This is a genomic window from Sphingobium sp. Ant17 (genome assembly GCF_000588875.1).
Taxonomy (GTDB): domain Bacteria; phylum Pseudomonadota; class Alphaproteobacteria; order Sphingomonadales; family Sphingomonadaceae; genus Sphingobium.
This window is the reverse complement of the sequence record NZ_JEMV01000039.1, coordinates 1-23,509: the sequence shown is the minus strand read 5'-3', so window position 1 is coordinate 23,509 and position 23,509 is coordinate 1. Positions and strand designations below refer to the sequence as shown.

The 23,509-nt window shown below is 64.1% G+C and carries 21 protein-coding genes and 2 pseudogenes; 15 read left to right on the top strand and 8 right to left on the bottom strand.

The features are described 5' to 3' along the window. Nucleotides 1–73: 73 nt before the first annotated feature. Genes BF95_RS31150 through BF95_RS31140 form a run of 3 tightly spaced genes read right to left on the bottom strand, consistent with a single transcriptional unit; the run spans nt 74 to nt 950 of the window. Nucleotides 74–244 carry an HAD hydrolase family protein gene (locus BF95_RS31150; protein WP_443018384.1) on the bottom strand — a complete coding sequence of 57 codons (171 nt, stop codon included), beginning with the start codon at nt 242–244 and terminating at the stop codon, nt 74–76. A gap of 8 nt (nt 245–252) precedes the next feature. Next, on the bottom strand, nt 253–525 hold the full coding sequence (locus tag BF95_RS31145; RefSeq protein ID WP_443018385.1) for a haloacid dehalogenase-like hydrolase: 273 nt from the start codon (nt 523–525) through the stop codon (nt 253–255). After that, nucleotides 468–950: a hypothetical protein gene (locus tag BF95_RS31140; RefSeq protein WP_443018383.1), complete on the bottom strand. Its 483-nt coding sequence runs from the start codon at nt 948–950 to the stop codon at nt 468–470. The genes BF95_RS31145 and BF95_RS31140 overlap by 58 nt, the downstream gene beginning before the upstream one ends. Between BF95_RS31140 and miaA the strand changes: the two genes are divergently transcribed. From miaA to leuA, 7 genes and pseudogenes are all read left to right on the top strand, one after another. Beyond that, a complete protein-coding gene (gene miaA / locus BF95_RS16570) occupies nt 949–1,893 on the top strand; it encodes a tRNA (adenosine(37)-N6)-dimethylallyltransferase MiaA (protein WP_043152675.1) in 945 nt (314 codons plus the stop codon). The two genes, BF95_RS31140 and miaA, sit on opposite strands and share 2 nt — an antisense overlap. Before the next feature lie 101 nt (nt 1,894–1,994). After that, nucleotides 1,995–3,745: pseudogene (locus BF95_RS16565) on the top strand (acetolactate synthase 3 large subunit). 10 nt (nt 3,746–3,755) lie between these two features. Then, on the top strand, nt 3,756–4,115 hold the full coding sequence (locus BF95_RS16560) for a hypothetical protein (protein ID WP_043152673.1): 360 nt from the start codon (nt 3,756–3,758) through the stop codon (nt 4,113–4,115). Further along, nucleotides 4,115–4,630 carry an acetolactate synthase small subunit gene (gene ilvN / locus BF95_RS16555; protein ID WP_043152672.1) on the top strand — a complete coding sequence of 172 codons (516 nt, stop codon included), beginning with the start codon at nt 4,115–4,117 and terminating at the stop codon, nt 4,628–4,630. Before BF95_RS16560 ends, ilvN begins: the two co-directional genes overlap by 1 nt. 181 nt (nt 4,631–4,811) lie before the next feature. Next, nucleotides 4,812–5,831: a ketol-acid reductoisomerase gene (ilvC, locus tag BF95_RS16550; RefSeq protein ID WP_043152671.1), complete on the top strand. Its 1,020-nt coding sequence runs from the start codon at nt 4,812–4,814 to the stop codon at nt 5,829–5,831. Between the two features lie 235 nt (nt 5,832–6,066). Further along, entirely contained in the window at nt 6,067–6,687 is a 621-nt protein-coding gene (locus tag BF95_RS16545) for a YceI family protein (protein WP_043152670.1), read from the top strand. Nucleotides 6,688–6,978: 291 nt separating this feature from the next. Further along, nucleotides 6,979–8,652 (top strand): 2-isopropylmalate synthase, encoded by a 1,674-nt coding sequence (gene leuA / locus BF95_RS16540; RefSeq protein ID WP_043152669.1) that lies wholly within the window; start codon nt 6,979–6,981, stop codon nt 8,650–8,652. Nucleotides 8,653–8,757: 105 nt separating this feature from the next. Here the strand turns inward: leuA and BF95_RS16535 are convergent, their stop codons facing one another. Continuing rightward, the gene (locus BF95_RS16535; protein ID WP_043152668.1) at nt 8,758–10,125 is read right to left on the bottom strand and encodes a M20/M25/M40 family metallo-hydrolase; all 1,368 of its coding nucleotides are present in this window, start codon (nt 10,123–10,125) and stop codon (nt 8,758–8,760) included. A 318-nt stretch (nt 10,126–10,443) separates the two neighbouring features. Between BF95_RS16535 and BF95_RS16530 the strand changes: the two genes are divergently transcribed. The 6 genes from BF95_RS16530 (at nt 10,444) to trmFO (ending at nt 15,494) form a co-directional block, all read left to right on the top strand. Beyond that, nucleotides 10,444–11,748, top strand: coding sequence for a dicarboxylate/amino acid:cation symporter (locus BF95_RS16530; protein ID WP_043152697.1), 1,305 nt, complete (start codon nt 10,444–10,446; stop codon nt 11,746–11,748). A 183-nt stretch (nt 11,749–11,931) separates the two neighbouring features. Beyond that, a complete protein-coding gene (locus BF95_RS16525) occupies nt 11,932–12,477 on the top strand; it encodes a GbsR/MarR family transcriptional regulator (RefSeq protein ID WP_043152667.1) in 546 nt (181 codons plus the stop codon). A gap of 90 nt (nt 12,478–12,567) precedes the next feature. Further along, on the top strand, nt 12,568–12,939 hold the full coding sequence (locus tag BF95_RS16520; RefSeq protein WP_043152666.1) for a hypothetical protein: 372 nt from the start codon (nt 12,568–12,570) through the stop codon (nt 12,937–12,939). 62 nt (nt 12,940–13,001) lie between these two features. Next, nucleotides 13,002–13,409, top strand: coding sequence for a hypothetical protein (locus BF95_RS16515; protein WP_043152665.1), 408 nt, complete (start codon nt 13,002–13,004; stop codon nt 13,407–13,409). An 89-nt stretch (nt 13,410–13,498) separates the two neighbouring features. Further along, nucleotides 13,499–13,786 carry a helix-turn-helix domain-containing protein gene (locus BF95_RS16510; protein ID WP_051520079.1) on the top strand — a complete coding sequence of 96 codons (288 nt, stop codon included), beginning with the start codon at nt 13,499–13,501 and terminating at the stop codon, nt 13,784–13,786. Between the two features lie 364 nt (nt 13,787–14,150). Then, nucleotides 14,151–15,494 (top strand): methylenetetrahydrofolate--tRNA-(uracil(54)-C(5))-methyltransferase (FADH(2)-oxidizing) TrmFO, encoded by a 1,344-nt coding sequence (trmFO, locus tag BF95_RS16505; protein ID WP_043152664.1) that lies wholly within the window; start codon nt 14,151–14,153, stop codon nt 15,492–15,494. Between the two features lie 4 nt (nt 15,495–15,498). Here trmFO and BF95_RS16500 read toward each other — a convergent pair whose 3' ends face one another. Beyond that, complete coding sequence (locus BF95_RS16500; protein WP_043152693.1) at nt 15,499–15,969, bottom strand: Lrp/AsnC family transcriptional regulator; 471 nt, start codon at nt 15,967–15,969, stop codon at nt 15,499–15,501. A 94-nt stretch (nt 15,970–16,063) separates the two neighbouring features. Here BF95_RS16500 and phhA point away from each other — a divergent pair, with 94 nt between their 5' ends. After that, the gene (gene phhA / locus BF95_RS16495; protein WP_043152663.1) at nt 16,064–16,936 is read left to right on the top strand and encodes a phenylalanine 4-monooxygenase; all 873 of its coding nucleotides are present in this window, start codon (nt 16,064–16,066) and stop codon (nt 16,934–16,936) included. Further along, nucleotides 16,933–17,976, top strand: coding sequence for a 4-hydroxyphenylpyruvate dioxygenase (gene hppD, locus BF95_RS16490; protein WP_043152662.1), 1,044 nt, complete (start codon nt 16,933–16,935; stop codon nt 17,974–17,976). The genes phhA and hppD overlap by 4 nt, the downstream gene beginning before the upstream one ends. Nucleotides 17,977–18,015: 39 nt before the next feature. Here the strand turns inward: hppD and BF95_RS16485 are convergent. The 3 genes and pseudogenes from BF95_RS16485 to BF95_RS16475 form a co-directional block, all read right to left on the bottom strand. Continuing rightward, nucleotides 18,016–21,188, bottom strand: a pseudogene (locus tag BF95_RS16485) (efflux RND transporter permease subunit). A 3-nt stretch (nt 21,189–21,191) separates the two neighbouring features. After that, a complete protein-coding gene (locus tag BF95_RS16480; protein WP_043152661.1) occupies nt 21,192–22,361 on the bottom strand; it encodes an efflux RND transporter periplasmic adaptor subunit in 1,170 nt (389 codons plus the stop codon). A 4-nt stretch (nt 22,362–22,365) separates the two neighbouring features. Continuing rightward, nucleotides 22,366–23,509 (bottom strand): TolC family protein (locus BF95_RS16475; protein ID WP_043152659.1); only part of this gene is annotated, 1,144 nt, incomplete at its 5' end.

Sequence of the window (23,509 nt, the reverse complement as noted above, 5' to 3'; positions counted from 1 at the left end):
ATTAAACAAAAAGCGCGGATGCTCATTCATTGGGTCGTGCAGGGTGATGCAAAGGTCCAAGCCGGGGACGACCTCAGTCGACAACCCAATCGGCCGACCCGATCCCCTGTGCATAGAGCAGAACCGACAGATCGCCATGGACGATCTCGGCGGCGGCAGCGGCGCGTGTCTTGGGCTTGGCATGATAGGCAACACCCAGTCCCGCCCCTTCGATCATCGGGATGTCGTTCGCGCCGTCGCCCACCGCCAGGGTCAGCGCCCGGTCGATCCCACCCGCGATGGCCGCTTCCAGTTCCGCCCGCTTGCGCGCTGCATCGACGATCGGACGGGTGACCGTGCCCAGCAGCGCGCCGTCGCAATCTCCAGCACATTGGCGACATGCATGTCGAAACCGATCTCGGCCGCCACCGGCCCGGTAAAGCGGGTGAAGCCGCCCGACACGAGCAAGGTCCGCGCGCCCCGCGCCTTCATCGTGCGGACGAGCGCCTTGCTCCGCCCATGATGACGACCCGCTCCGCGCGGCAGCGGTCGATCGCGCTGTCGGGCAAGCCTTTGAGCAAAGCGACGCGCTCATCCAGCGCGCCTTCGAAATCCAGTTCCCCGCGCATCGCCCGCTCGGTGATCTCGGCGATCTGCGGCTTGATCCCGGCATAGTCGGCCAGTTCGTCGATGCACTCGACGGTGATCATGGTTGAATCCATGTCGGCGATCAGCAGCGCCTTCGCCCGCCCCTCGACCGGCTGGACGATCACGTCGATGCCCTGCCCTATATCGGCCAGCGCCGCGCGCGCCGCCACCGGATCAGCCGCGAAGAACAGATCCGCCGCCTTCTCGCGGTCCAGCCACAGGCTCTGCCCAGGCTGGCACCCGGCCTGCGCCAACCGATCGACGGCGGCCGCAATATCCCCCTGCCCGATCGAGCCACTTGCCACTAAGGTCGCGACGAACATGAACACTCCTGACACACAGCAGGGCGAATCCCGCCCACGGGTCGCGCTTATTGCCGGGCCGACCGCCAGCGGCAAGAGCGCGCTCGCTTGTTGCCTTGCCAAAGCCACCGATGGCATCGTCATCAACGCCGATGCCAGCCAGGTCTATGCCGACCTCGCCATCCTGTCCGCACGGCCAAGCGCGGGAGAGATGGGCGACATCCCCCACCGCCTGTTCGGCCATATCGACGGGGCGCAGGCCTGCACCGCGCCGCGCTGGGCGGCCGAGGCGAAGGCGCAGATCGCCGCCGCGCAGGAACAAGGCCGTCTGCCCATATTGGTCGGCGGCACGGGCCTTTATATCCGCACGCTGCTCGACGGGATTGCGCCGGTGCCGGACATCGACCCGGACATACGGTCGGCCGTTCGCGCCCTGCCTGTTGCGGAAGCCCATGCCGCGCTGGCCCATGAAGACCCGGAGGCCGCCGCCCGCCTGGCACCCGCCGACACCACCCGCGTCGCCCGCGCGCTGGAAGTTGTCCGGTCGACCGGCAGGCCGCTGAAACAGTGGCAGCAGCATAAGAGCGGCGGCATCGCCGATCAGATCACCCTTGCCCCCATGATCCTGCGCCCGCCGCGCGACTGGCTGATCGAGCGGTGCGACCGGCGTTTCGTGCAGATGATCGACCAGGGCGCGATCGAAGAGGTCGAGGCGCTGCTCGCTCGCCACCTCCATCCCGACCTGCCAGTCATGCGCGCGATCGGCGTGCCGGAAATCCGCGCCTGGCTCATGGGCGAAATCGACCGGGAAACCATGATCGAACGCGGCGCGCTGGCCACCCGCCAATATGCCAAACGCCAATATACCTGGTTCACCAACCAGCCCCCAGCACACTGGCCGCGCGAAATGCGAGAAATTGATAACAAGATTATCGACGAATTAGCAATTATATTACAACAATAGCGCTTGACCCGTCATTTTATGTCCATTAGAGGCTGCCACCTTGCTATCGCAAACCCGCTGTCGCAAAGGACGGGGCTTGCATCACATGAGAAGGATTTATCGTGGCCGAAAAGAGCGGCGCGGACATATTGGTTGAATGCCTGATCGATCTCGGTGTCGAGGTCGTGTTCGGCTATCCCGGCGGCGCGGTGCTGCCCATTTATGACGCGCTCTACAATCATCCCACGATCAAGCATGTGCTGGTCCGCCACGAACAGGGCGCGACCCACATGGCGGAGGGCTATGCCCGTTCGACCGGCAAGCCCGGCGTCGTCCTGGTCACCTCCGGCCCTGGCGCGACCAATGCCGTCACCGGCATCACCGACGCGCTGATGGATTCGATCCCCATGGTCGTCATCACGGGCCAGGTGCCCACGCAACTGATCGGCACCGACGCGTTCCAGGAAGCGGATACGGTCGGCATCACGCGCCACTGCACCAAGCATAATTATCTGGTGAAAGACCCCGGCAAGCTGGCCGGCGTCATTCATGAGGCGTTCCACATCGCCACCACCGGTCGCCCCGGCCCGGTCGTCATCGACATTCCCAAAAATGTCCAGATCGCGACCGCCCCCTATAAACGTCCCGAACCGGTCCAGCATGCCAGCTACCGCCCGCAGATCAAGCGGATGCGGCGGGCATCGATGCAGCCGTTGAAATGCTGGCCGCGGCCGAGCGCCCCGTCTTCTACACCGGCGGCGGCGTCATCAATTCCGGCCCGCAGGCCAGCGCCCTGCTGCGCGAACTCGCCGCGCTCACCGGCGCGCCCGTCACCTCGACCCTGATGGGCCTGGGCGCCTTCCCCGCATCGTCCGACCAGTGGCTTGGCATGTTGGGGATGCATGGCACCTATGAAGCCAATTGGGCGATGAACCAGGCGGACCTCATCCTGTGCATCGGCGCGCGCTTCGATGATCGCGTCACCGGCCGCCTCGACGCCTTCGCGCCCAACAGCCGCAAGGTCCATATCGATATCGACCGCAGCTCCATCAACAAGATCGTCGATGTCGATGTCGCCATCCAGGCCGACGTCGCCAGCGCGCTCGACGACATGATCGCCCTGTGGAAGCAGCGCGGCCATGAACAGGCCGACCTGTCGGCATGGTGGGACCGGATTGCGGAATGGCGCACGAAGAAGTCGCTCGCCTATGCCGAAAACGGCACCGAAATCATGCCCCAGCGCGCGATCGCGGACCTCTATACCGCGTGCCAGGCGACCGGCAAGGATGTCATCATCACCACCGAAGTCGGCCAGCATCAGATGTGGGCGGCGCAGCATTTCGGTTTCGAAGCACCCAATAAATGGCTGACCTCCGGCGGCCTCGGCACGATGGGCTATGGCTTCCCCGCCGCCATTGGCGCGCAGATGGGCAATCCCGACAGCCTCGCCATCTGCATCGCGGGCGACGCCTCGGTGCAGATGAACATTCAGGAAATGGGCACCGCCAGCCAATATCGTCTGCCGGTCAAGCTGTTCATCCTGAACAATGAATATATGGGCATGGTCCGCCAGTGGCAGGAACTCACCTATGAAAGCCGCTATTCCAACAGCTATTCCGACAGTCTGCCCGATTTCGTGAAACTGGGCGAGGCCTATGGCTGGACCGGCATCCGCATCGAGCAGCCCGAAGATCTGGAGGTCGGCATCCGCCAGATGCTGGAAACGCCGGGGCCAGTGATCGTCGATTGCCGCGTGGCCAAGCTGTCCAACTGTTTCCCGATGATCCCGTCGGGCGCGGCACACACCGAAATGATGCTCGATCCCAACCAGATCGCGGGCATCATGTCGGACGAGGCGAAAGCGTTAGTATGAGGATGGGGGTGTGACGCAGCCCCTCCAGCTGCGCATCCATGTCAGCGAACCCTGGGATTTCGAGCGGATCGCGGGAACGGTCGAATTGTCCGGCTGGACCACCGATCATGCCGACCCGGCCAATGACGAATGGGAAGTGCAACTGGACGCGGGGTTCGACTTTCACGAACGCCATATCGACGCCCTGCTGATTGCCCCCCTCTATGTGGGCGAACATCTCAGCCGGATGTTCGACGCGGTGGCGGGCCTGCCCGTCCGCCTCGCCCACCGGCAGGATGAAGACTGGCACTATGCCTTTACGGCGATGATTTCGGAACGGGCCGCCCCTGGCGACGCCCATGAAGATGTAGATGACGGGACAGCCATGTGATGCATATCCAGGAAGAATTGAACCAGCGGCATGTCCTGTCGCTGACCGTGTCCAACGAAGCGGGCATCTTAGCGCGCATCGCGGGCCTGTTCACCGCGCGCGGCTATAATATCGACAGCCTGACCGTGGCCGACATCACCGACGATCATAGCGTCAGCCGCATCACCATCGTCACCAACGGCCCGCCCAAGGTGATCGACCAGATCATCGCCCAGCTCGACCGGCTGGTGCCCGTCCACAAGGTTACAGACCTGACCGAGGTCGGCCCCTTCGTCGAACGCGAACTGGCGCTGGTCAAGGTTTCGGGCACGGGCGAGGACCGGATCGAAGCGCTGCGCCTGGCCGACGTGTTCCGCGCCAAGGTAGTCGACACGACGATCGAGAGTTTCATCTTCGAAATCACCGGCACCACCGACAAGGTCGACAATTTCGTCGGGCTGATGCGCCAGATCGGCCTGGTCGAAGTCGGCCGCACCGGCGTCGTCGGCCTGATCCGGGGCAAAGAGGCGATTTAACCTATTCACCCCTCTCCCACCGGGAGAGGGAGGGGCCTGCCGCTGAGCGGCGGGAGGGCAAGGGCTGCGCTCCTGCCCGGTGGTACACCCTCACCAACTTCGACTAGGGCCGGTCGGCCCAAGTCTTCGTATCCTCTCCCTCAAGGGAGAGGGTCAGGATATGAAAAGGGAAGAGACAGTCATGAAGGTTTATTACGATCACGATGCGGACATCGGCCTGATCAAGGGCAAGAAGGTCGCGATTCTGGGCTATGGTTCGCAGGGTCATGCCCATGCGCAGAATCTGCGCGACAGCGGCGTCGCCGAAGTCGCCATCGCGCTGCGCGCCGGGTCCGCCTCCGCCAAGAAGGCCGAAGGCGCAGGCTTCAAGGTCATGCCGAACGCGGAAGCCGCCGCCTGGGCCGACGTGTTCATGATCCTGGCCCCCGACGAGCATCAGGCCGCCATCTATGCCGACGACGTCCACGCCAATTTGCGCCCCGGCGCGGCGCTGGCCTTTGCCCATGGCCTCAACGTCCATTTCGGCCTGATCGAGCCGCGCAAGGACGTGGACGTCATCATGATCGCGCCCAAAGGCCCCGGCCACACCGTTCGCGGCGAATATGTGAAGGGCGGCGGCGTCCCCTGCCTGATCGCGATCCATCAGGATTCGACCGGCAACGCGCATGACATCGCCCTCTCCTACGCCAGCGGCGTCGGCGGCGGCCGCAGCGGCATCATCGAAACCAATTTCCGCGAGGAATGCGAAACCGACCTTTTCGGCGAGCAGGCCGTGCTGTGCGGCGGCGCGACCGCGCTGGTTCAGGCCGGGTTCGAAACCCTGGTCGAAGCGGGCTATGCGCCTGAAATGGCCTATTTCGAATGCCTGCACGAATTGAAGCTGATCGTCGACCTGATGTATGAAGGCGGCATCGCCAACATGCGCTACTCGATCTCGAACACCGCCGAATATGGCGATATCAAGACCGGCCCACGCATCATCACCGAAGAAACGAAGAAGGAAATGAAGCGCGTCCTGGCCGACATCCAGTCGGGCCGCTTCGTCAAGGACTTCGTCCTCGACAACCGCGCCGGTCAGCCCGAACTCAAGGCCAGCCGCATCGCCGCCCAGCGCCACCCGATCGAAGAAACCGGCGCCAAGCTGCGCGCCATGATGCCCTGGATCGGCGCCAACAAGCTGGTGGACCAGGAAAAGAACTAAGCCTCTTTCACCCCTCCCCTTCAGGGGAGGGGCCGGGGGTGGGGGCTATCCTCATGACGCAGCGCCTGCGGCACACCCCAACCCCAACCCTTCAAATGACTCACGTGCCTCATTTGAACCCAAAGGGGAGCGGCTTAGAAGGAACGAACCGTTTCCAGTTACGACTCTGGAACAATCGAGGGGCGTGGCTTATTCAAGGCTACGCCCCTTGAACGTTTTTTGGAGAGTCTGTCCCATGCGTAAATATCTGATCCCCGCCGCCGCCCTCATCGCCATTGCCGGCGGCACCGTCGTCATTGCCCAGGCGCCTGCTGGCGTGCCTGGCACCAAGGACGTCGCGAAAGTCACTGGCGGCACCTACAAGGTCGATGGCGGCCATACCCAGGTCGTGTTCGCCTGGGACCATATGGGCTTCACCAACAATATGGGCACCATCGCCGAACCGACCGGCACGCTGACGCTGGACAAGGCGAACCCCGCCGCGTCCAAGGTTTCGGTTGAATTCGCGATCGCCAATCTGCGCACCGGCGTCACCAAACTGGACGAGCATCTGATGAAGGCCGACTTCTTCGACGCGGCCAAGTTCCCGACCGCGACCTTCGTGTCCACCAGTGTCAAGCCAGAGGGTGCGAGCGGTGCCGAAATCACCGGCAACCTGACCATCAAGGGCATCACCAAGCCGGTGACGCTGGACGCCGAATTTTACGGCGCTGGTACCAACCCGATGAACAAGCAGGAAAATGTCGGCTTCGTCGCCACCGGCTCGATCAAGCGCAGCGAATTCGGCATGGGCTATGCCGTGCCGGTCGTCGGCGACGCGATCGAACTCAAGATCATCGCCGGCTTCCAGAAGTAAGGCACTTTCCTCTCCTGCCCCGTCATTCCCGCCTGCGCGGGGATGACGGACGGGGGCACGTCTGAAAAGTCGCATTAAGCACTGGACGCCCCGCCCCCAAAGCCGCTATGCCCTCCCCATCATGCAGAGCGCGACGCTTCTTCCCCTGCTACGACTTACACGCCTTAGGCGTGGTTTTTCGGCTGCCTTTCGATTATGGGCAGCGACGATACGCCTAAGGCTTCCTTTTCGCTGATAGTCGTTAACCGGGCCGTTCCTGCACGCCCGTTCGCATAAAGAAGTAGCTGTCCCATGATGCTGACCGATCCCTCGCAAAAATACCGCGCCTTTCCCCAGATCGACCTGCCCAACCGCCAATGGCCCGGTAAGGTCATCACGTCTCCCCCGCGCTGGCTGTCCACCGACATGCGCGATGGCAACCAGTCGCTGATCGACCCGATGAACGCGGAAAAGAAGCGCCGCTTCTTCGACCTGCTGATCGAGGTGGGCGTCAAGGAAATCGAGATCGGCTTTCCCGCTGCGGGCGCAACCGAGTTCGACTTCATTTCCGGCCTGGTCCGCGACGGCGCGATCCCCGATGACGTGATCGTGCAGGTGCTCACCCAGGCCCGCGACGACCTGATCGCCACCACCTTTGAATCGCTGCGCGGCGCGCCCAAGGCGATCGTCCACGTCTATAACGCCGTCTCGCCCGCCTGGCGCAACATCGTGTTCCAGATGAGCCGCCCGGAGATCAAGGAGATCGCCGTCCACGCCGCCAAGCTGCTGCGCGACAATGCCGCCAAGCAGCCCGACACCGACTGGCATTTCGAATATAGCCCCGAAACCTTCTCCACGGCCGAGCTGGATTTCAGCCTGGAATGTTGCGAAGGCGTAATGGATATACTCCAACCAACGCCCGAACGGCCGCTGATCCTCAATCTGCCCGCGACGGTCGAATGCGCCACGCCCAACATCTATGCCGATCAGATCGAATGGTTCTGCCGCCATATCAGCAAGCGCGACAGCGTCGTCATCTCGCTGCACCCGCATAATGATCGCGGCACCGGTGTCGCGGCGGCGGAACTCGGCCTCATGGCGGGCGCGGACCGGGTTGAAGGCTGCCTGTTCGGCAATGGCGAACGCACCGGCAATTGCGATCTCGTCACCGTCGCACTGAACATGTACACGCAGGGCATCAACCCTGGCCTGGATTTCAGCGACATCGACACGGTCATCCAGACGGTCGAATATTGCAACCAGCTGCCCGTCCATCCGCGCCACCCTTATGCCGGCGAACTGGTGTTCACCGCCTTTTCCGGCAGCCATCAGGACGCGATCAAGAAGGGCTTCGCCGCGCAGGAAGCGCGCAACGACATGATCTGGGACGTGCCCTATCTGCCGATCGATCCCAAGGATCTGGGCCGCGACTATGAAGCGGTCATCCGCGTCAATTCGCAATCGGGCAAGGGCGGCGTCGCCTGGGTCTTGCAACAGGACAAGGGCCTCAAACTGCCCAAGCGGATGCAGGCCGACTTTTCCAAGGTGGTGCAGGCCTTTGCCGACCAATCGAGCCGCGAACTCAACGCCGCTGACATTTGGGGCGCGTTCCAGGATCATTATCGCCTGACTGGGGATCAAGCCTATGCGCTGATCGACTATCATGAAACCGGCGCAGCGGGCGACCGCATCTTCACCGGCAAGATCACGCACAAGGGCGGCGAGCGCAGCATTTCCGGGCGCGGCAACGGCCTGCTCTCCTCGGTCCTCGCCGCGCTGCGCGACGAGCTGGGTGTCGAGCTGGAGATCGCCGACTATAGCGAACATGCCATCGGCGCCGGCAGCGACGTCAACGCCGCCGCCTATGTCGAATGCCGCACCCCCGACGGCCGCACTGTCTTTGGCATCGGCATGGACAGCGACGTCGCTACGGCGTCGGTGCAGGCGGTGCTGTCGGCGGCCAATGCGGTGGCGGTGCGGACCTAAAACCCCGTCATCCCAGCGAAAGCTGGGATCTCTCTTTTCTTCCGCGCATGGTTGAAGAAAGTGAGATCCCAGCGTCCGCTGGGATGACGATGCATTTGCCCCTGGCTACTTCGCCAACACCCGCAACACAGCCTCCCACTGCGCCAGCGACGCGCCGATCCCGTCCACCGGCACCCGCTCGTTCAGCCCATGGGCAAAACCGTCCTCGGCTTTCATGAACAGGCTCGACACACCATAGCTCGGCACGCCCAAGGCCCGGAAATACAGGCTGTCGGTCGCGCCCGCGGACATGCCCGGCATCACCGTTATGCCCGGCGACCGCGCCACCACCGCGTCGCGCACCGCCTGCATCACGTCCGCGCGCAGCGGCGACGCATCGCTCGCCAGCGGATCGCCCAGCGTCGTGACGGTCGCACCCTCGTCCGCCACCACCCGCACCAGTTCCGCCTTCACCGCGTCGATCGCCACGCCCGGAAAAATCCGGCAATTGACCTGCACCTTCGCGCTCTGCGGTAGGGCGTTGAGTGCATGGCCCGCCTGCGCCATGGTCGCCACGCAGGTCGTGCGCACTTGGCCCACAAATTCCGGGCGTCCCGACAGCAGGTCCGCCGCCGCCGCATCGCCCGTTTCCGCATAACGCTTCATCGCCGCGCCCACGTCCCCGCCGATCCGGTCAGCCGACAGCTCCAGCGACGCCTTGGTCAGTTCATTGCGCATCGGCGGAAACCGGTGCGCGGCGATCCGGTCGATCGCCCGCGCCAGTCGATAAATGGGATTACCCGGCGTCGGCGCGCTCGAATGGCCACCGGGGTCCGTAAAGCCGATCTCGAAATCGGCGTAGGTCTTCTCGCCCGCCTGCAACTGATAGAGAACCGGCCTGCCCTCTTCATTCAGCAGCCCGCCCCCGCCATCACCGTTCAGCAGCAATTCGGCATCTTTATACTGCGCCGCCAAGGCCTTGGTCGTCACCATCGCGGTCTCTTCGTCGCCCGACAGCAGTAGCGTCACGGTCCGGCGCGGCACCCACCCGTCTTTCTTCAACTGCGCCAGCGTCGCAACCATCATCGCGACGTCATATTTATTATCTTCCGACCCACGCCCGAAAATATAGCCATTTTCTTCCACCGGCACGAACGGATCGCGGGTCCAATCTGCGCGGTCCGCCGCCACCACATCCATATGGCCGATCATCAGCAGCGGTTTGAGCGCCGCATCCCGCCCCCGGATCGTCGCGGCAAAGGTCGCCGTCTCGCCCATCGGCGTGATGACGATATCGCCCTCGGCAAAGCCCGCCGCTTTCAGCACCGACGCATAATAGGCCGCGAGCTTTGGCACCTTGCCCGCCCCCTCGACCGTGCGAAAGGCGACGGAGCGCATCAAGATATCCTTGGCCACCACCGGGTCCGCCGCCGCCATAGCCACCTGCGGCAGCATCGCCGCCACGCCCGCCAGAAACCCGCACCGCCACCCCATAAACCTGCCCCTCAATTTCGTCAGACCGCCAATGTGGCACAGCGACAGGCAACCGCCAATCCTCCGCTCCAAGGCGATTCTTGCAAAGCCCGTGCGCCTCCCAAAGTATCGTCATTCCCGCGAAAGCGGGAACCCATCTCCGGCCCTCTCCCCGGACGCGAGGTTGGGAGATGGATCCCCGCCTGCGCGGGGATGACAAAAGCGGGTAATGTTCGACGCCCCCCCCGCCAAAAACTAAACCCCGCCCAACTATTGCTTGCGCGCAATCCTGCGCCACTCCCCCATATGCTACGCCGTTCGCCCAAAGGATTTGCGCCCATGACCCTCCCCTATCGCAGCTTCGGATTCCAGGTGCTGGTCGGCATGGTCGCAGGGCTGGCGCTCGGCGTCATCGCCCGGACGATGGGCACCGGGCCGGATGGCGACCTCAACTGGCTCGCCACCGCGCTCCAGACCGTCGGCACCATCTTCGTCGCGCTATTGAAAGCCATCGTCCCGCCGCTCGTCTTCGCCGCCATCGTCGCGTCGATCGCCAATCTGCGCGCGCTCGACAATGCCGCGCGGCTGGCGGGGCAGACTTTGCTCTGGTTCGCCATCACCGCGCTGATCGCGGTCAGCATCGGCCTTGCCATCGGCATCATCGTCCAGCCCGGCATGGGCCTTGGCACCGCCGCGCTCGCCGCTACACAGCCCGACGCGGTCGGCGGCTGGCTCGATTTCCTCAAGGGCCTCGTCCCCGGCAACAGCCTGGCGCTAAGCGGCAGCACCAAGATCGCGCCCGATGGCACCGCCAGCACCAGCCTCTCCTTCAACATCCTGCAATTGCTGGTCATCGCCATCGCGGTTGGCCTCGCCACGCTCAAAGTGGGGGAGAAGGCCGAACCCTTCCTCGCCTTCGTGCGCTCGTTGCTGGCGGTCGTGCGCGCGCTGCTCGGCTGGGTCATCCGCCTGACGCCGATCGGCTCGGCGGGCCTGATCGGCGCAGCAGTCGCCACCTATGGCTGGGACGCGCTCGCAAGGCTGAGCGTCTTCACCGGCACCATCTATCTCGGCCTCGGCATCGTGTTGCTGATCGTCTATCCGACGCTGCTGCTCGCCCATGGCCTCAAGCCCCTGCCCTTCTTCGCCAAGGCCTGGCCTGCCATCCAGCTGGGCTTCGTCTCGCGTTCCTCGGTCGGCACCCTGCCCGTCACCGAAGCCGTCACCGCACGGCTCGGCGTGGACAAAGCCTATGCCGCCTTCGCCATCCCCCTCGCGTCCACCACCAAGATGGACGGCTGCGCATCGATCTACCCCGCCCTCGCCGCCATCTTCGTCGCGGGCTTCTACGGCATCCCCCTTGGTCCGCTCGACTATGCCCTGATCGCCCTCGTCTCGGTCATCGGTTCGGCCGCGACCGCAGGCCTGACCGGCGCCGTCGTGATGCTCACCCTCACCCTCTCGACGCTCGGCCTCCCACTTGAAGGCGCGGGGCTGCTGCTCGCGATCGACCCCATCCTCGACATGGGCCGCACGGCGGTCAACGTCGCGGGACAAGTGCTGGTCGGCGTGGTCGTCGCCAAGCGTGAAGGGATATTGGACGAAGCGGCTTATTATGGCGAGGGGGCGTTGGTGGCGGGATAGCGCGACCAACACCTTCTCCCGTGTGGGAGAAGGCGACCAACACCTTCTCCCGTGTGGGAGAAGGATACGAAGCCTTGCCAGCTTGCTGGCTAGGCGAAGTTGGATGAGGGCTTCCAACCTCGCAATTCCCTATTGCACGAATCACTCTTTACTGTCATTTCTGTTTTTACAGAAAGGAACGTCATGCCACTTCTCGATCATCCTGACGCCAAAGCGTTCCTGCTCCATTGGGGCGAAATGGGCACGCAATGGGGCGTCAATCGCTCCGTAAGTCAGGTCCATGCCCTTCTCTATCTATCCCACCACCCCTTGCCCGCCGACGAGATTGTCGAACAACTGGGCCTCGCCCGCTCCAACGTATCGACGGCGCTTAAGGAATTGCAGGGCTATGGCATCGTGCGCCGGGTCCATGTCGAAGGTGATAGGCGGGATCATTTTCTGGCTGAACTCGACCTATGGGAAATGCTCACCCGTATCGTCGCAGAGCGGAAGCGGCGCGAGATTGACCCGACCATCGCCCTTCTGAACGAACTGGCCCAGCGCATGGCGCGGGACGAAAGCGCCCCGCCCCATGTTCGTGAACGTATCACGCGCATGCATGAATTCATGTCGACGCTTGGCAACTGGTATGAGCAGGTCCGTGTTCTGCCCAAGCCAACGCTCGTCACGCTTATGAAATTGGGCGGCAAGATCGCCCGCTTCCTCCCCGAAAGCAAAGACAAGCCCTAAGCCCGACCGACAAGCGCCGCTCATCGACGCTCAATCGCTCGTTTATCAATTTCTGTTTTTACCGAAAAAACTGAATGAAAGGAAATCGGCATGGTTGAAACTGCCTATGCTCTTTATCTGGTCATCACTCTGGCAATCACCGTCTGGGTTGCGCGAACCCTGTCCAAAAATGGCGAAGTCTTCCTGATCCAATGTTTCGGCCATAATGCCGAACTGGCACGCTCGACCAACCATCTGCTGGTCGTCGGTTTCTACCTCGTCAATATCGGCTTCATCACCCTGACGCTCAGCCTCGGCCGGGAGCCGGTCACCTATACCGACGCCATCCGCTTTCTCAGCGGCAAAGTGGGCCTGGCCGTGATCGTGCTGGGCGGGATGCACTTCTTCAACATGGGCGCCATCGCGCATTTTGGGCGCAAGGTGAATGGCTGGCTGACTGATGGTCGCCTGACCGCAGCATGATCGGCGAAACGACCGGGATGGAGCCACATGCTCCATCCCCCGCCCAACATTGGGAGGACCGCATGTATCAACCTTCTCCGACGATCAATCGCGGTGCGGCCCGCGCTATATTATCTGCTGGTCCCGTTTTTCTCACGCTAACTTGCGCAGCTACGCTCTACAAAACCCTGCCTGCACCCATTCCGGTTAACCTGGCATCCTTTGCGATCCTGTTCCTTCTACTTCTCTTCGGCCTGATCTTCGGCCCATTTGTCGCCTGCATTCCAATATTGATTGGCGCTTCGGCCATGACCTATATGTCTCGCCGGGTGACATGGCTGTCGGCACGCCCGATTTGGCTCGCTACGGGATTACTGATCGGCCTGGGCGCTGCCCATGGCATGACGCTGCTCCAGACCGCCCCGGAACTAGCCTTCGCGCTTGTCGCTACGTGCGGGCTCAGTGCCTATCTCTGCCATAATCGCAACTAGCACCCCGCCCTTTTCCATCACCCCACCTATGTCCCACCATTTGCTGATTTACGGCATTGCCGTATAGTCGCATTGAAGGAGGCGTTGCGATGAAGAGTGAAGATTTTGACGGGATCATGGCGGGCCTCACCGATGCCGTTGCCTATGCCAAGGGCGATGCCACGCGCGGGCGCATAGTCGCTGGTCCGGACGTGAAGGCGATCCGTCAGGCCACGAAGCTGACGCAGGGCGGCTTTGCCAAGGCCTATCGCATTCCAGTCGGCACCATCCGCGATTGGGAGCAAAATCGCCGTCAGCCCGATGCCCCGGCGCGGGTCTTGCTATCGCTGATCAAGGCCGACCCAGCCGCCATTCAATCCTTGCTCGACAAGGCGTAGTCGCGGGATGCCATAAGGCCCCTCCCCCTACAGGGGGAGGTTGGGTGGGGGTGTGCCGCCGCCAGCGTGGACGCTCCCCTTGATTGGAGGCACGTGACTCCAATCAACCCTCCCCGCTGGGGAGGGGAGATTTTATACTATGCCCCCCACTTCACAAAAAATTCTCCTATTGCGAAGTCCGCCCTGCAAACCCCAAGCCCAGCAAAATCGAACCCTGCAACGGTGTGAACTTCACAGCCTTCGCAGAACAGCACTCCCCGCCACCCCACCCCAAAAGCCACCCACGCCGCCCTGTCCTACTGCGCCGCCATCGGCTATAGGCCTTGGCCCGAACGGCAGAATTGCGACATCAAGGCGAATATCAGTGGCAGACTATCAGGTGCATATCATCGGCGGCGGGCTCGCCGGGTCCGAAGCGGCGTGGCAGTTGGCGCAGGCGGGCATCAAGGTGCGCCTGTCGGAAATGCGGGGGAGCGGCGACATGTCACCTGCGCACCAGACCGAAGGCCTCGCTGAACTGGTCTGCTCCAACAGTTTCCGTTCCGACGATGCCGACAAAAATGCCGTGGGCCTGCTGCATCAGGAAATGCGGCGGCTGGACTCGCTTATCATGGCGAGCGCCGAACCCGCCAAAGTGCCCGCCGGCTCCGCGCTGGCAGTGGATCGCCATGTCTTTTCCGGTGCCGTCACGCGCGCGCTGGCGGATCATCCCAATGTCGAGATCGTCCGCGAACGAATCGACACGCTGCCGACCTCCGGCATGACCATCGTCGCCACCGGCCCGCTCACCGCGCCCGCGCTCGCGACCAGCATCGGCCAGGCGGCGGGGATGGAACATCTTGCTTTCTTCGACGCGATCGCGCCGGTCATCCACCATGACAGCATCGACATGGACCAATGCTGGATGGCCAATCGCTGGGACAAGATCGGCCCCGGCGGCGGCGAGGGGAAGGATTATATCAACTGCCCGATGGACAAGGACCAATATCAAGCCTTCGTCCAGGGGCTGCTCGACGGAGAGAAAACCGAGTTCAAGGAATGGGAGGCCAACACCCCCTATTTCGAAGGCTGCATGCCGATCGAGGTGATGGCCTCGCGCGGGCCGGAAACGCTGCGCCATGGACCGATGAAGCCGATGGGGCTGGACAACCCGCGCACTGGCCGCTGGCCCTATGCCGTGGTGCAGTTGCGGCAGGATAATGCGTCGGGCACGCTGTGGAACATGGTCGGTTTCCAGACCAAGCTGAAGCACGGCGCGCAGGTCGAACTGTTCCGCACCATCCCCGGCCTGCAAAATGCGGAGTTTGCGCGGCTGGGCGGGCTGCATCGCAACACTTTCATCCAAAGCCCCAAGCTGCTCGACGCCACGCTGCGGCTCAAAAGCGCCCCGCATATCCGCTTCGCCGGGCAGATGACGGGGTGCGAAGGCTATGTCGAAAGCGCGGCGATCGGCCTGATCGCCGGGCGCTTCGCCGCGGCCGAACTGCTGGGCCATACGCTGACGCCCCCGCCCGCCGACACCGCGCTTGGCGCGCTGCTCGGCCATGTGACCGGCAATGTCGCGACGGCGGACTATCAGCCGATGAACGTCAATTTCGGCCTCTTCCCGACGCTGGATGACGTCAAGAAGAAGCAGCGCAAGGAAGCCTATACGTCCCGCGCCCGCGCGTCGTTCGGCGCATGGATGGGCGACATGGCGATCGCTTGAGGCCTTACACCGGTAAGGCGGTGGTATATTTGGTGGTCGATAGCGCAAAGTGCGAAGCCGCCCCCGCCACCGTCGGCTGCGCCAACAACGTGTGCATCAGGAACTGGTTATAGTCGGCGACGTCCGCCACCACGACCCGCAACAGATAGTCCCACTCCCCCGACATGGAGAAGCATTCGACGATTTCCGGGCAATCATCGACAAAGGCCTCGAAGGCGCTGCGCGGTTCGCGGGCATGGCTGCGCATGCGGATATTGCACAGCACATTGACCCCGCGATCGACCTTGGCCGGATCGACCAGCCGCACCGCGCGGGTCAACACCCCAGCCGCCTCCAGCGCCTTGATCCGGCGCCAGCAGGACGCGGTCGACGCGCCGACCTGTTCGGCCAATTGCGCATGGGGAATGGCGGCATCGGCCTGCAATATGGCGATGATCCGCCGGTCGATCGCATCGATCTGATAGTCCTGTTTCATATCCGGCCCACATATGATGAAATTACATCCGATATTGCGCAGCAATCCAGGATATTGAAACCCTTTTTCACTGGAATCATGCAATATTATCATCATGGCCCAAAACGACATGGAGCGCCCTGAAGGCACCGCCGAGGATTGGACGATCCCGCAGGATTGGGCCGCCTATACGCCGCAGGAACATGCGCTGTGGGACCGGCTCTTTGCCCGTCAGGCGCAAATGCTTCCCGACCGCGCCGTGGCGGAGTTCATGAACGGGCTGGACGTGCTGCGCATGACCCGGCCGGGCATCCCGGATTTCGATGAGCTATCCGAACGGCTGATGAAGCTGACCGGCTGGCAGGTCGTCGCCGTCCCCGGTCTGGTCCCCGACCGGCTGTTCTTCGACCATCTCGCCAACCGCCGCTTCGTCGCCGGGCGTTTCCTGCGCACGCCCGACCAGATCGACTATCTGTCCGAACCCGACATTTTCCACGACGTCTTCGGCCACGTCCCCCTGCTCGCCAACCCCGCCTTCGCCGATTATATGCAGGCCTATGGCCAGGGAGGCCTGCGCGCCGACGGCCTGGGTGCGATCGACCGGCTGGCCCGGCTCTATTGGTACACCGTGGAGTTCGGCCTGATCCGCCAGGGCGACGATCTCAAACTCTACGGCGCGGGCATCGTGTCGTCCCACGGCGAGTCCATCTACGCCCTGGACGATCCCTCCCCCAACCGGCTGGGTTTCGATCTCAAGCGGCTGATGCGCACCCGCTACCGCATCGACGATTATCAGCAGAGCTATTTCGTCATCGACAGTTTCGAAGATCTGCTGCGCCAGACGGTCGAGACCGACTTTGCCCCGCTCTACGCTGAGCTGGACGGCCTGCCCGATCTCGACACCGATACCATCCTGCCGACCGACCGCTTCTTCACCCGCGGTACGCAGGCCTATGCCAAGAAAAAAAAGGAAGAGGAGCCGCAATGACCGCTACCATAGACAATCCCCTGGGCCTCAACGGCTTCGAATTCGCCGAATTCACCTCGCCCGATCCGGCGGCGATGGCGGCGCAGTTCGAGCAACTGGGCTTCGTGCCGACGCACCGCCACCCGACCAAGAATATCACCCGCTATAAACAGGGTCGCATCAACCTGATGCTCAACCGCGACGATGCCGGGCGCGTTGCCGCCTTTCGCGGAGTCCATGGTCCCTCCGCCAGCGCCATGGCCTTCCGCGTCGCCGATCCGCAGGCCGCGATGCGATGGGCGCTCGACCATGGCGCGCAGGCGACCGAAGAGGATGACACGGTGATCCAGGGGATCGGCGGCTCCTACCTCTATTTCATGCCCGATGGCCAAGATCCCTATGCCGACTGGGCCGAATTCGCCGGCTGGCGCGAGGCGGAGGCAAAGAATAGCGTCGGGCTCGACCTGCTCGACCATCTGACCCACAATGTCCGGCGCGGGCAAATGCAGGTGTGGAGCGAATTTTACCGCACCCTCTTCGGCTTCGAGGAACAGAAATTCTTCGATATCAAGGGCAAGGCGACCGGCCTCACCAGCCAGGCGATGATTGCGCCCGACCGGGCGATCCGCATCCCGCTGAACGAGAGCCAGGACGACAAGAGCCAGATCGAGGAATTCATCCGCGACTATCATGGCGAAGGCATCCAGCATCTCGCGCTCACCACCGACAATATATACGATACCGTCGAGAAATTGCGCGCGCGGGGCGTGCGGCTGCAGGACACGATCGAGACCTATTATGATCTGGTCGACACCCGCGTCCCCGGCCATGGCGAGGATCTCGACCGGCTGCGCGCCAACCGCATCCTGATCGACGGCAGCGTCGAGACGGGCGAGGGCATCTTGCTGCAGATCTTCACCGAAAATATGTTCGGCCCGATCTTCTTCGAAATCATCCAGCGCAAGGGCAATGACGGGTTCGGCAATGGCAATTTCCAGGCCTTGTTCGAAAGCATCGAACTCGACCAGATACGGCGCGGCGTCGTGTCGGTCGATGCCTGAACGCGACAGGGGGCGGCACCACCGCCCCCTGCCCTGACGTCAGGCCCGCCGCCCGCCAAAGCGCGCATAGAGCGTCGGCAGCACGAACAGGGTCAGCAGCGTCGCCGACACCAGCCCGCCAATCACCACCGTCGCCAGCGGCTTCTGCACCTCCGCGCCTGACCCGGTCGCCAGGGCCATCGGCACGAAGCCAAGCGAGGCGACCAGCGCGGTCATCACCACCGGCCGCAGGCGGCGCATCGCCCCCTGCTCGGCCGCCCGCGCGCGCGCCATACCTTGCCCGATCAACTCCTGGATCGCCGTCACCATCACCAGCCCGTTAAGCACCGCAATGCCCGACAAGGCGATGAAGCCCACCGCCGCCGAGACGGAAAAGGGCATGCCCCGCAGGAACAGCGCCAGCACGCCACCGACCAGCGCCAACGGCACCCCGGTAAAGACGATCATCGCGTCGCGCACATTGCCCAACGCACCATAAAGCAGCAGCAGGATCAGCACGAAACAGGCCGGGACGACCAGCAACAACCGATCCCGCGCCGACGCCAGATTTTCGAACTGCCCGCCCCATTCGAGATAGGCACCCGCCGGCAAGCGCACAGCCGACGCGATATCCGCCTGTGCGTCCGCCACCACGCTCGCCACGTCGCGCCCACGCACATTGGCCTGCACCACGATCCGGCGCTTGCCATTTTCGCGGCTGATCTGGTTGGGACCGGTCGTGACCGCAATCTCCGCCACGCTCGCCAACGGCACGAAGGCCCCATCGGGCGTCGGCACAGGGATCTGTCCCACCGCCTCGATATCAGCCCGCTGCGTATCGTCGAGCCGGATCGTCACCGCAAAGCGCCGATCCCCTTCGAAGATCATGCCCGCATCGCGCCCGCCGATCGCGGCGGCCACGACATCCTGCACCGCCTTGGCCGACAGGCCCATCGCCGCCAGCGCCTCGCGCCGGGGCCGGATGTCGAGCATCGGCAGCCCCTCGGTCTGCTCGACCCGCACGTCCACCGCGCCTGCCGTCCGCCGCAGGATCGTCGCGACCTGATTAGCGGTGCGCGCCATCGCGTCGGCATCGTCGCCAAAGACTTTGACCGCGACGTCCCCCCGCACGCCCGCAATCAGTTCGTTGAACCGCATCTGGATCGGCTGGCTGATTTCAAAGGCATTGCCGGGCAGCACCGCCAGCTTCTTTTCGACCGCTTCCACCAGTTCCGCCTTGGGCAGTTTCGGATCGGGCCATTCCTCGCGCGGCTTCATGATGATGAAGGTGTCCGAAATATTGGGCGGCATTGGGTCCGACGCCAGTTCCGCCGTCCCCGTCTTGGAAAAGACGAAGCGGACCTGCGGCAATGTGGCGATCGCCTTTTCGACGTCGAACTGCATCGCCTGGCTCTGTTCGACCGACGTGCCCGGAATGCGCAGCATTGCGCGGTCATGTCGCCCTCGTCGAGCTGCGGCAGAAACTCCTGCCCCAGCGTCAGGAACGCGCCGATCGCCAGCACGAAGGCCGCCACCGCCACGCCCATGGTCCGCGTCGGCCGCTGCATTGCCTTGTCGAGGCCAGGTTCATAGCGGGTCTTGAGCCAGCCCATAATCCGCCCTTCCTTTTCCTCCACCGGCTTCGACAACAGCACCGCAAGCAGGGCCGGCACGAAGGTGAGCGACAGGATGAAAGCGCAAACGAGCGCCAGGATGACCGTCAGCGCCATCGGCGTGAAGGTCTTGCCCTCGATGCCCGTCAGCGTCAGCAGCGGCACATAAACGAGGATGATGATCGCCTGGCCATAGACCGAAGGCCGGATCATCTCCCGCGCCGCGCCAACGACCACGGCCAGCCGTTCGTCCAGCGTCAGCACCCGGCCTTCGCGATGCTGCCCTTCGGCGATCCGCCGCAATGCATGTTCGACAATGATGACCGCGCCATCGACGATCAGGCCGAAATCGAGTGCGCCGAGACTCATGAGGTTAGCCGACACGCCCCCCTGCAACATTCCGAAGCTGGTCATCAACATGGTGATCGGGATCACCAGCGCCGCGATCAGCGCCGCGCGGAAATTGCCCAGCAGCACGAACAGGACGACGACGACCAGCAACGCGCCTTCGGCCAGGTTCTTGGTCACCGTGTTGATGGTCGAATGGACGAGCGCGGTGCGGTCCAGCACCGGCTGGACGATGACGTCGGTGGGCAGGGAGGCGTTGATCTCCTCCAGTCGCCGGGCGACCGCCGATGCCACGGTGCGGCTATTCTCGCCGACCCGCATGACCGCCGTGCCGACCACGACCTCGCGCCCGTTTTCAGACGCCGACCCCATGCGGATCGCTTGCCCCGTCCGAACCGTGGCGACCTGGCTCAGCAGGATCGGCACGCCCTCGCGCGTCGCGATCACGGTGCGGGACAGATCCTCCGCCCCGGTCAACCGCGCGTCGGATCGCACGGCCAGCCCCTCGCCATTGCGATCGACCACGCCCGCGCCGACCGCATTGTTATTCTCCTCCAGCGCGCGCGCCAGATCATCGATGCCGATCCGCAACGCAGCCAGCCGCGAGAGATCGGGCACGACCTGAAACTGCTTCACATAGCCGCCGATCGAATCGACCCCGGCCAGCCCCGGCGTATTCTTGAGCAGCGGCGCGACGATCCAGTCTTGCGCGGTGCGCAAATAGGTCGCCTGATCCGCCTGGCTCACCAGCCGCTCGCCCTCCGGCGTGATATAGCTGCCATCGGGTTGCAGGCCCGGTTCGCCCGGATCATGCTGGTCATCCTTGCGATGGGCGAGGTGGACGGTCCACATATAGACCTCACCCAGTCCCGTCGCGATCGGCCCCATTTCCGGCGTCACGCCCGCAGGCAGGCTTTCGGCCAGCCCCGCCAGCCGCTCATTCACCTGCTGCCGGGCGAAGTAGATGTCGGTGGAGTCGGTGAAGACGGCGGTGATTTGGGCAAAGCCGTTGCGGCTCAGCGAGCGGCTATATTCCAGCCCCTCGATCCCCGACAGCGCGGTTTCGATGGGAAAGGCGACTTGCTTCTCGACCAGTTCGGGCGAGAGCGACGGCGCACGGACATTGACCTGCACCTGGTTGTTGGTGATGTCAGGCACCGCATCGATGGGCAGGCGCTGAAGCGCCCAGCCGCCGATGAGGCAGGCGATGAGGGTCAGCAGCAGCACCAGCCAGCGCCGCGCGACCGCGAATGTGACGATCCGGTCAATCATCGATCAATGCCCATGTTCCGCTTCGCCCTTGCCGAGTTCGGCCTTGAGCGTGAAGCTGCCGGTGGCGGCGATCCGCTCGCCGCCTTTCAATCCCTTGGTGATAATGACGCGATCGCCGCTCACTGGCCCCAATTCGACCGGAACCGCCTGGAAGCCGGTGCGGGTGCGCACGAACACGCTGCTCTTGCCCTCGACCGTCTGCACCGCGATCTGCGGCACGGCGATGGCGCGCCCGCCATCCCTGGACGGCAGGTCGACCGCAGCGGTGACATTCTCGCCCACGCGCCATTGCCCGTCGCGATTGTCGATCGTGGCGATGACCGGGACCAGCCGGGTCTGCGCGTCGAGGATCGGCGAGACGAAGCTGATGCGCGCCTGCGCCGTGCGCCCCGGCGCGGTCACCGTGACCGTGCCGCCCGGTCGCAAGGTTGCGGCATCGGCAGCGGACAAGGACAGAGTGACCGAAAGCTTGCCAAGATTGGCGACGCGATAGAGTTCGGTATCGGCCGCTACGACCTGCCCCAGCATCGCGCTGCGGCTGACGACCTGCCCGCCGATCGGCGAGGGCAGGCTGATGCGGTTGAGGCCGCCGCCCGCGCGGCCCGTCGCCGCCAGTTGCTGCTGCGCCAGCCGCAGCGCAATCCCCGCCTCAGTCGCGGTCGTGCGCGCCGCGATCAGATCCTGTTCGGGCGATACTTTCTCCGCGAACAGCCGCTGCTCCCGCCCCAAATTGCTGCGCGCCAGCGCCAGCCGGGCGCGGGCCGCTTCGATCTCGCCCTGCATCTGCGCCGCCTCGCGGCTTTCGATGACCGCCAGCGGATCGCCCCGCCGCACCGCCTCACCCAGATTGCGATGCAGCGCGACGATCCGTCCACCGACCGCCGCCGTCACGACTTGCATACCCTGCGGATCGGCCTCGATCGTCGCGGGCAGGCTCGCCGCCCCGCCCGATCCCGCCATGCCGACCGGCACCAGCAATATGCCCGCGCTGCGGATCTGCGCTTCGGACAGGGTTATTGCCCCCTCCTCTTCCGCATGATCCTCCTCGCCTTCCTCATCATGGTCTTCGGCGTGGCCCGCCTCATCATGCGCTTCATTCTGGGGCACAGTCTCGCCACAGGCGGCCAGCACCAGGAACAGCGGCAATGCCGCCGACAATGTCCATTTTCTCATGGGATCAGTCTTTCACGAACAGGGATGCCGGGGCGACCAGCCGGTCGCGGCGCGCCGAAGCATCATGATAGGTGGCCAGCGCAGCGATCGCGGCCATACGGGTGTCGAGCAGCGTGCGTTCGGCTTCGAGCAGGTCGATCTGCCCGAACTTGCCTTCGCGATAGCCGATGCGCGCAATGCGCGCCGCTTCCTGCGCGGCGGCGAGCGCCGGGCCACTGGCGATGCGCGCGGCGGTTTCGGCATTGGCGACTTCCGCGTCGGCCGATGCGATGGCCTGATCGAGCTGGATTTCTGTCATCCGCCGGGTCGCGTCCGCGCGTTGCCGTTCGGCGCGTGCCTGCGCCTGCGCCGCGCCGCCATTGTTGAAGATCTGCAACGGGATATTGATGCCCATCAGCATCGCGGTATCGTTGCTGCCGGACAGGCGGCGTGGCCCCGCAAAAAGCTGAAGATCGGGCGCCCGTTGCGCGCCCGCCAGCCGCACTTGCGCATCGGCCGTCGCCACGTCGAGCGCTGCGGCCCGTGCGGTCAGCATGTCACTCACCGCAGCCCGATCGACCGGCCCGGCAGCCGCCAGCGTCTCGAACCAGCGCAAGTCGAGCGTCCCCGCCACCGGGCCACCGATCAAACGGCCCAGATTGGCGCGAGCGACATTCGCTAACCGCTCGGCCTGTTCCTGTGTCGCCTGCGCATTGAGATGTGCGAGTTCCGCGCGCTGCGCCTCCAGCGGCGAGGCCCGTCCGGCACGCACACGCACCTGCGCCGACCGCAGGGCCTCCTGCGCGATTGTCACCTGCCGCTGCGCCACCATCGCCCGCTCCACCGCCGAAACGGCGGTAACATAGGCTTGCGTCACCGCCAGCCGCAGGTCGGCCGCAATAACCGCCCGTTCGATCTGCGCGCGATCCTGCTGCGCATTGGCCAGCGCCACCCGCGCCGGCCGCTTGCCGCCCAGTTCCAGCGGCAGCGTCACCTGCGCCGTCGTCTCCGCGCTGCGAAAGCCGCGATAGTCGCCGCTGCCCGCGACATTTTCAGTCTGTATATTCAGTTCGGGGTTGGGCCGTAGCCCCGCGACGGTGCGCGCCGCCTGCGCGGCCAGCACGCCCGCTGCCCCGCTTTCGATGGCGGGCGATGTCGCGCCCGCGCGC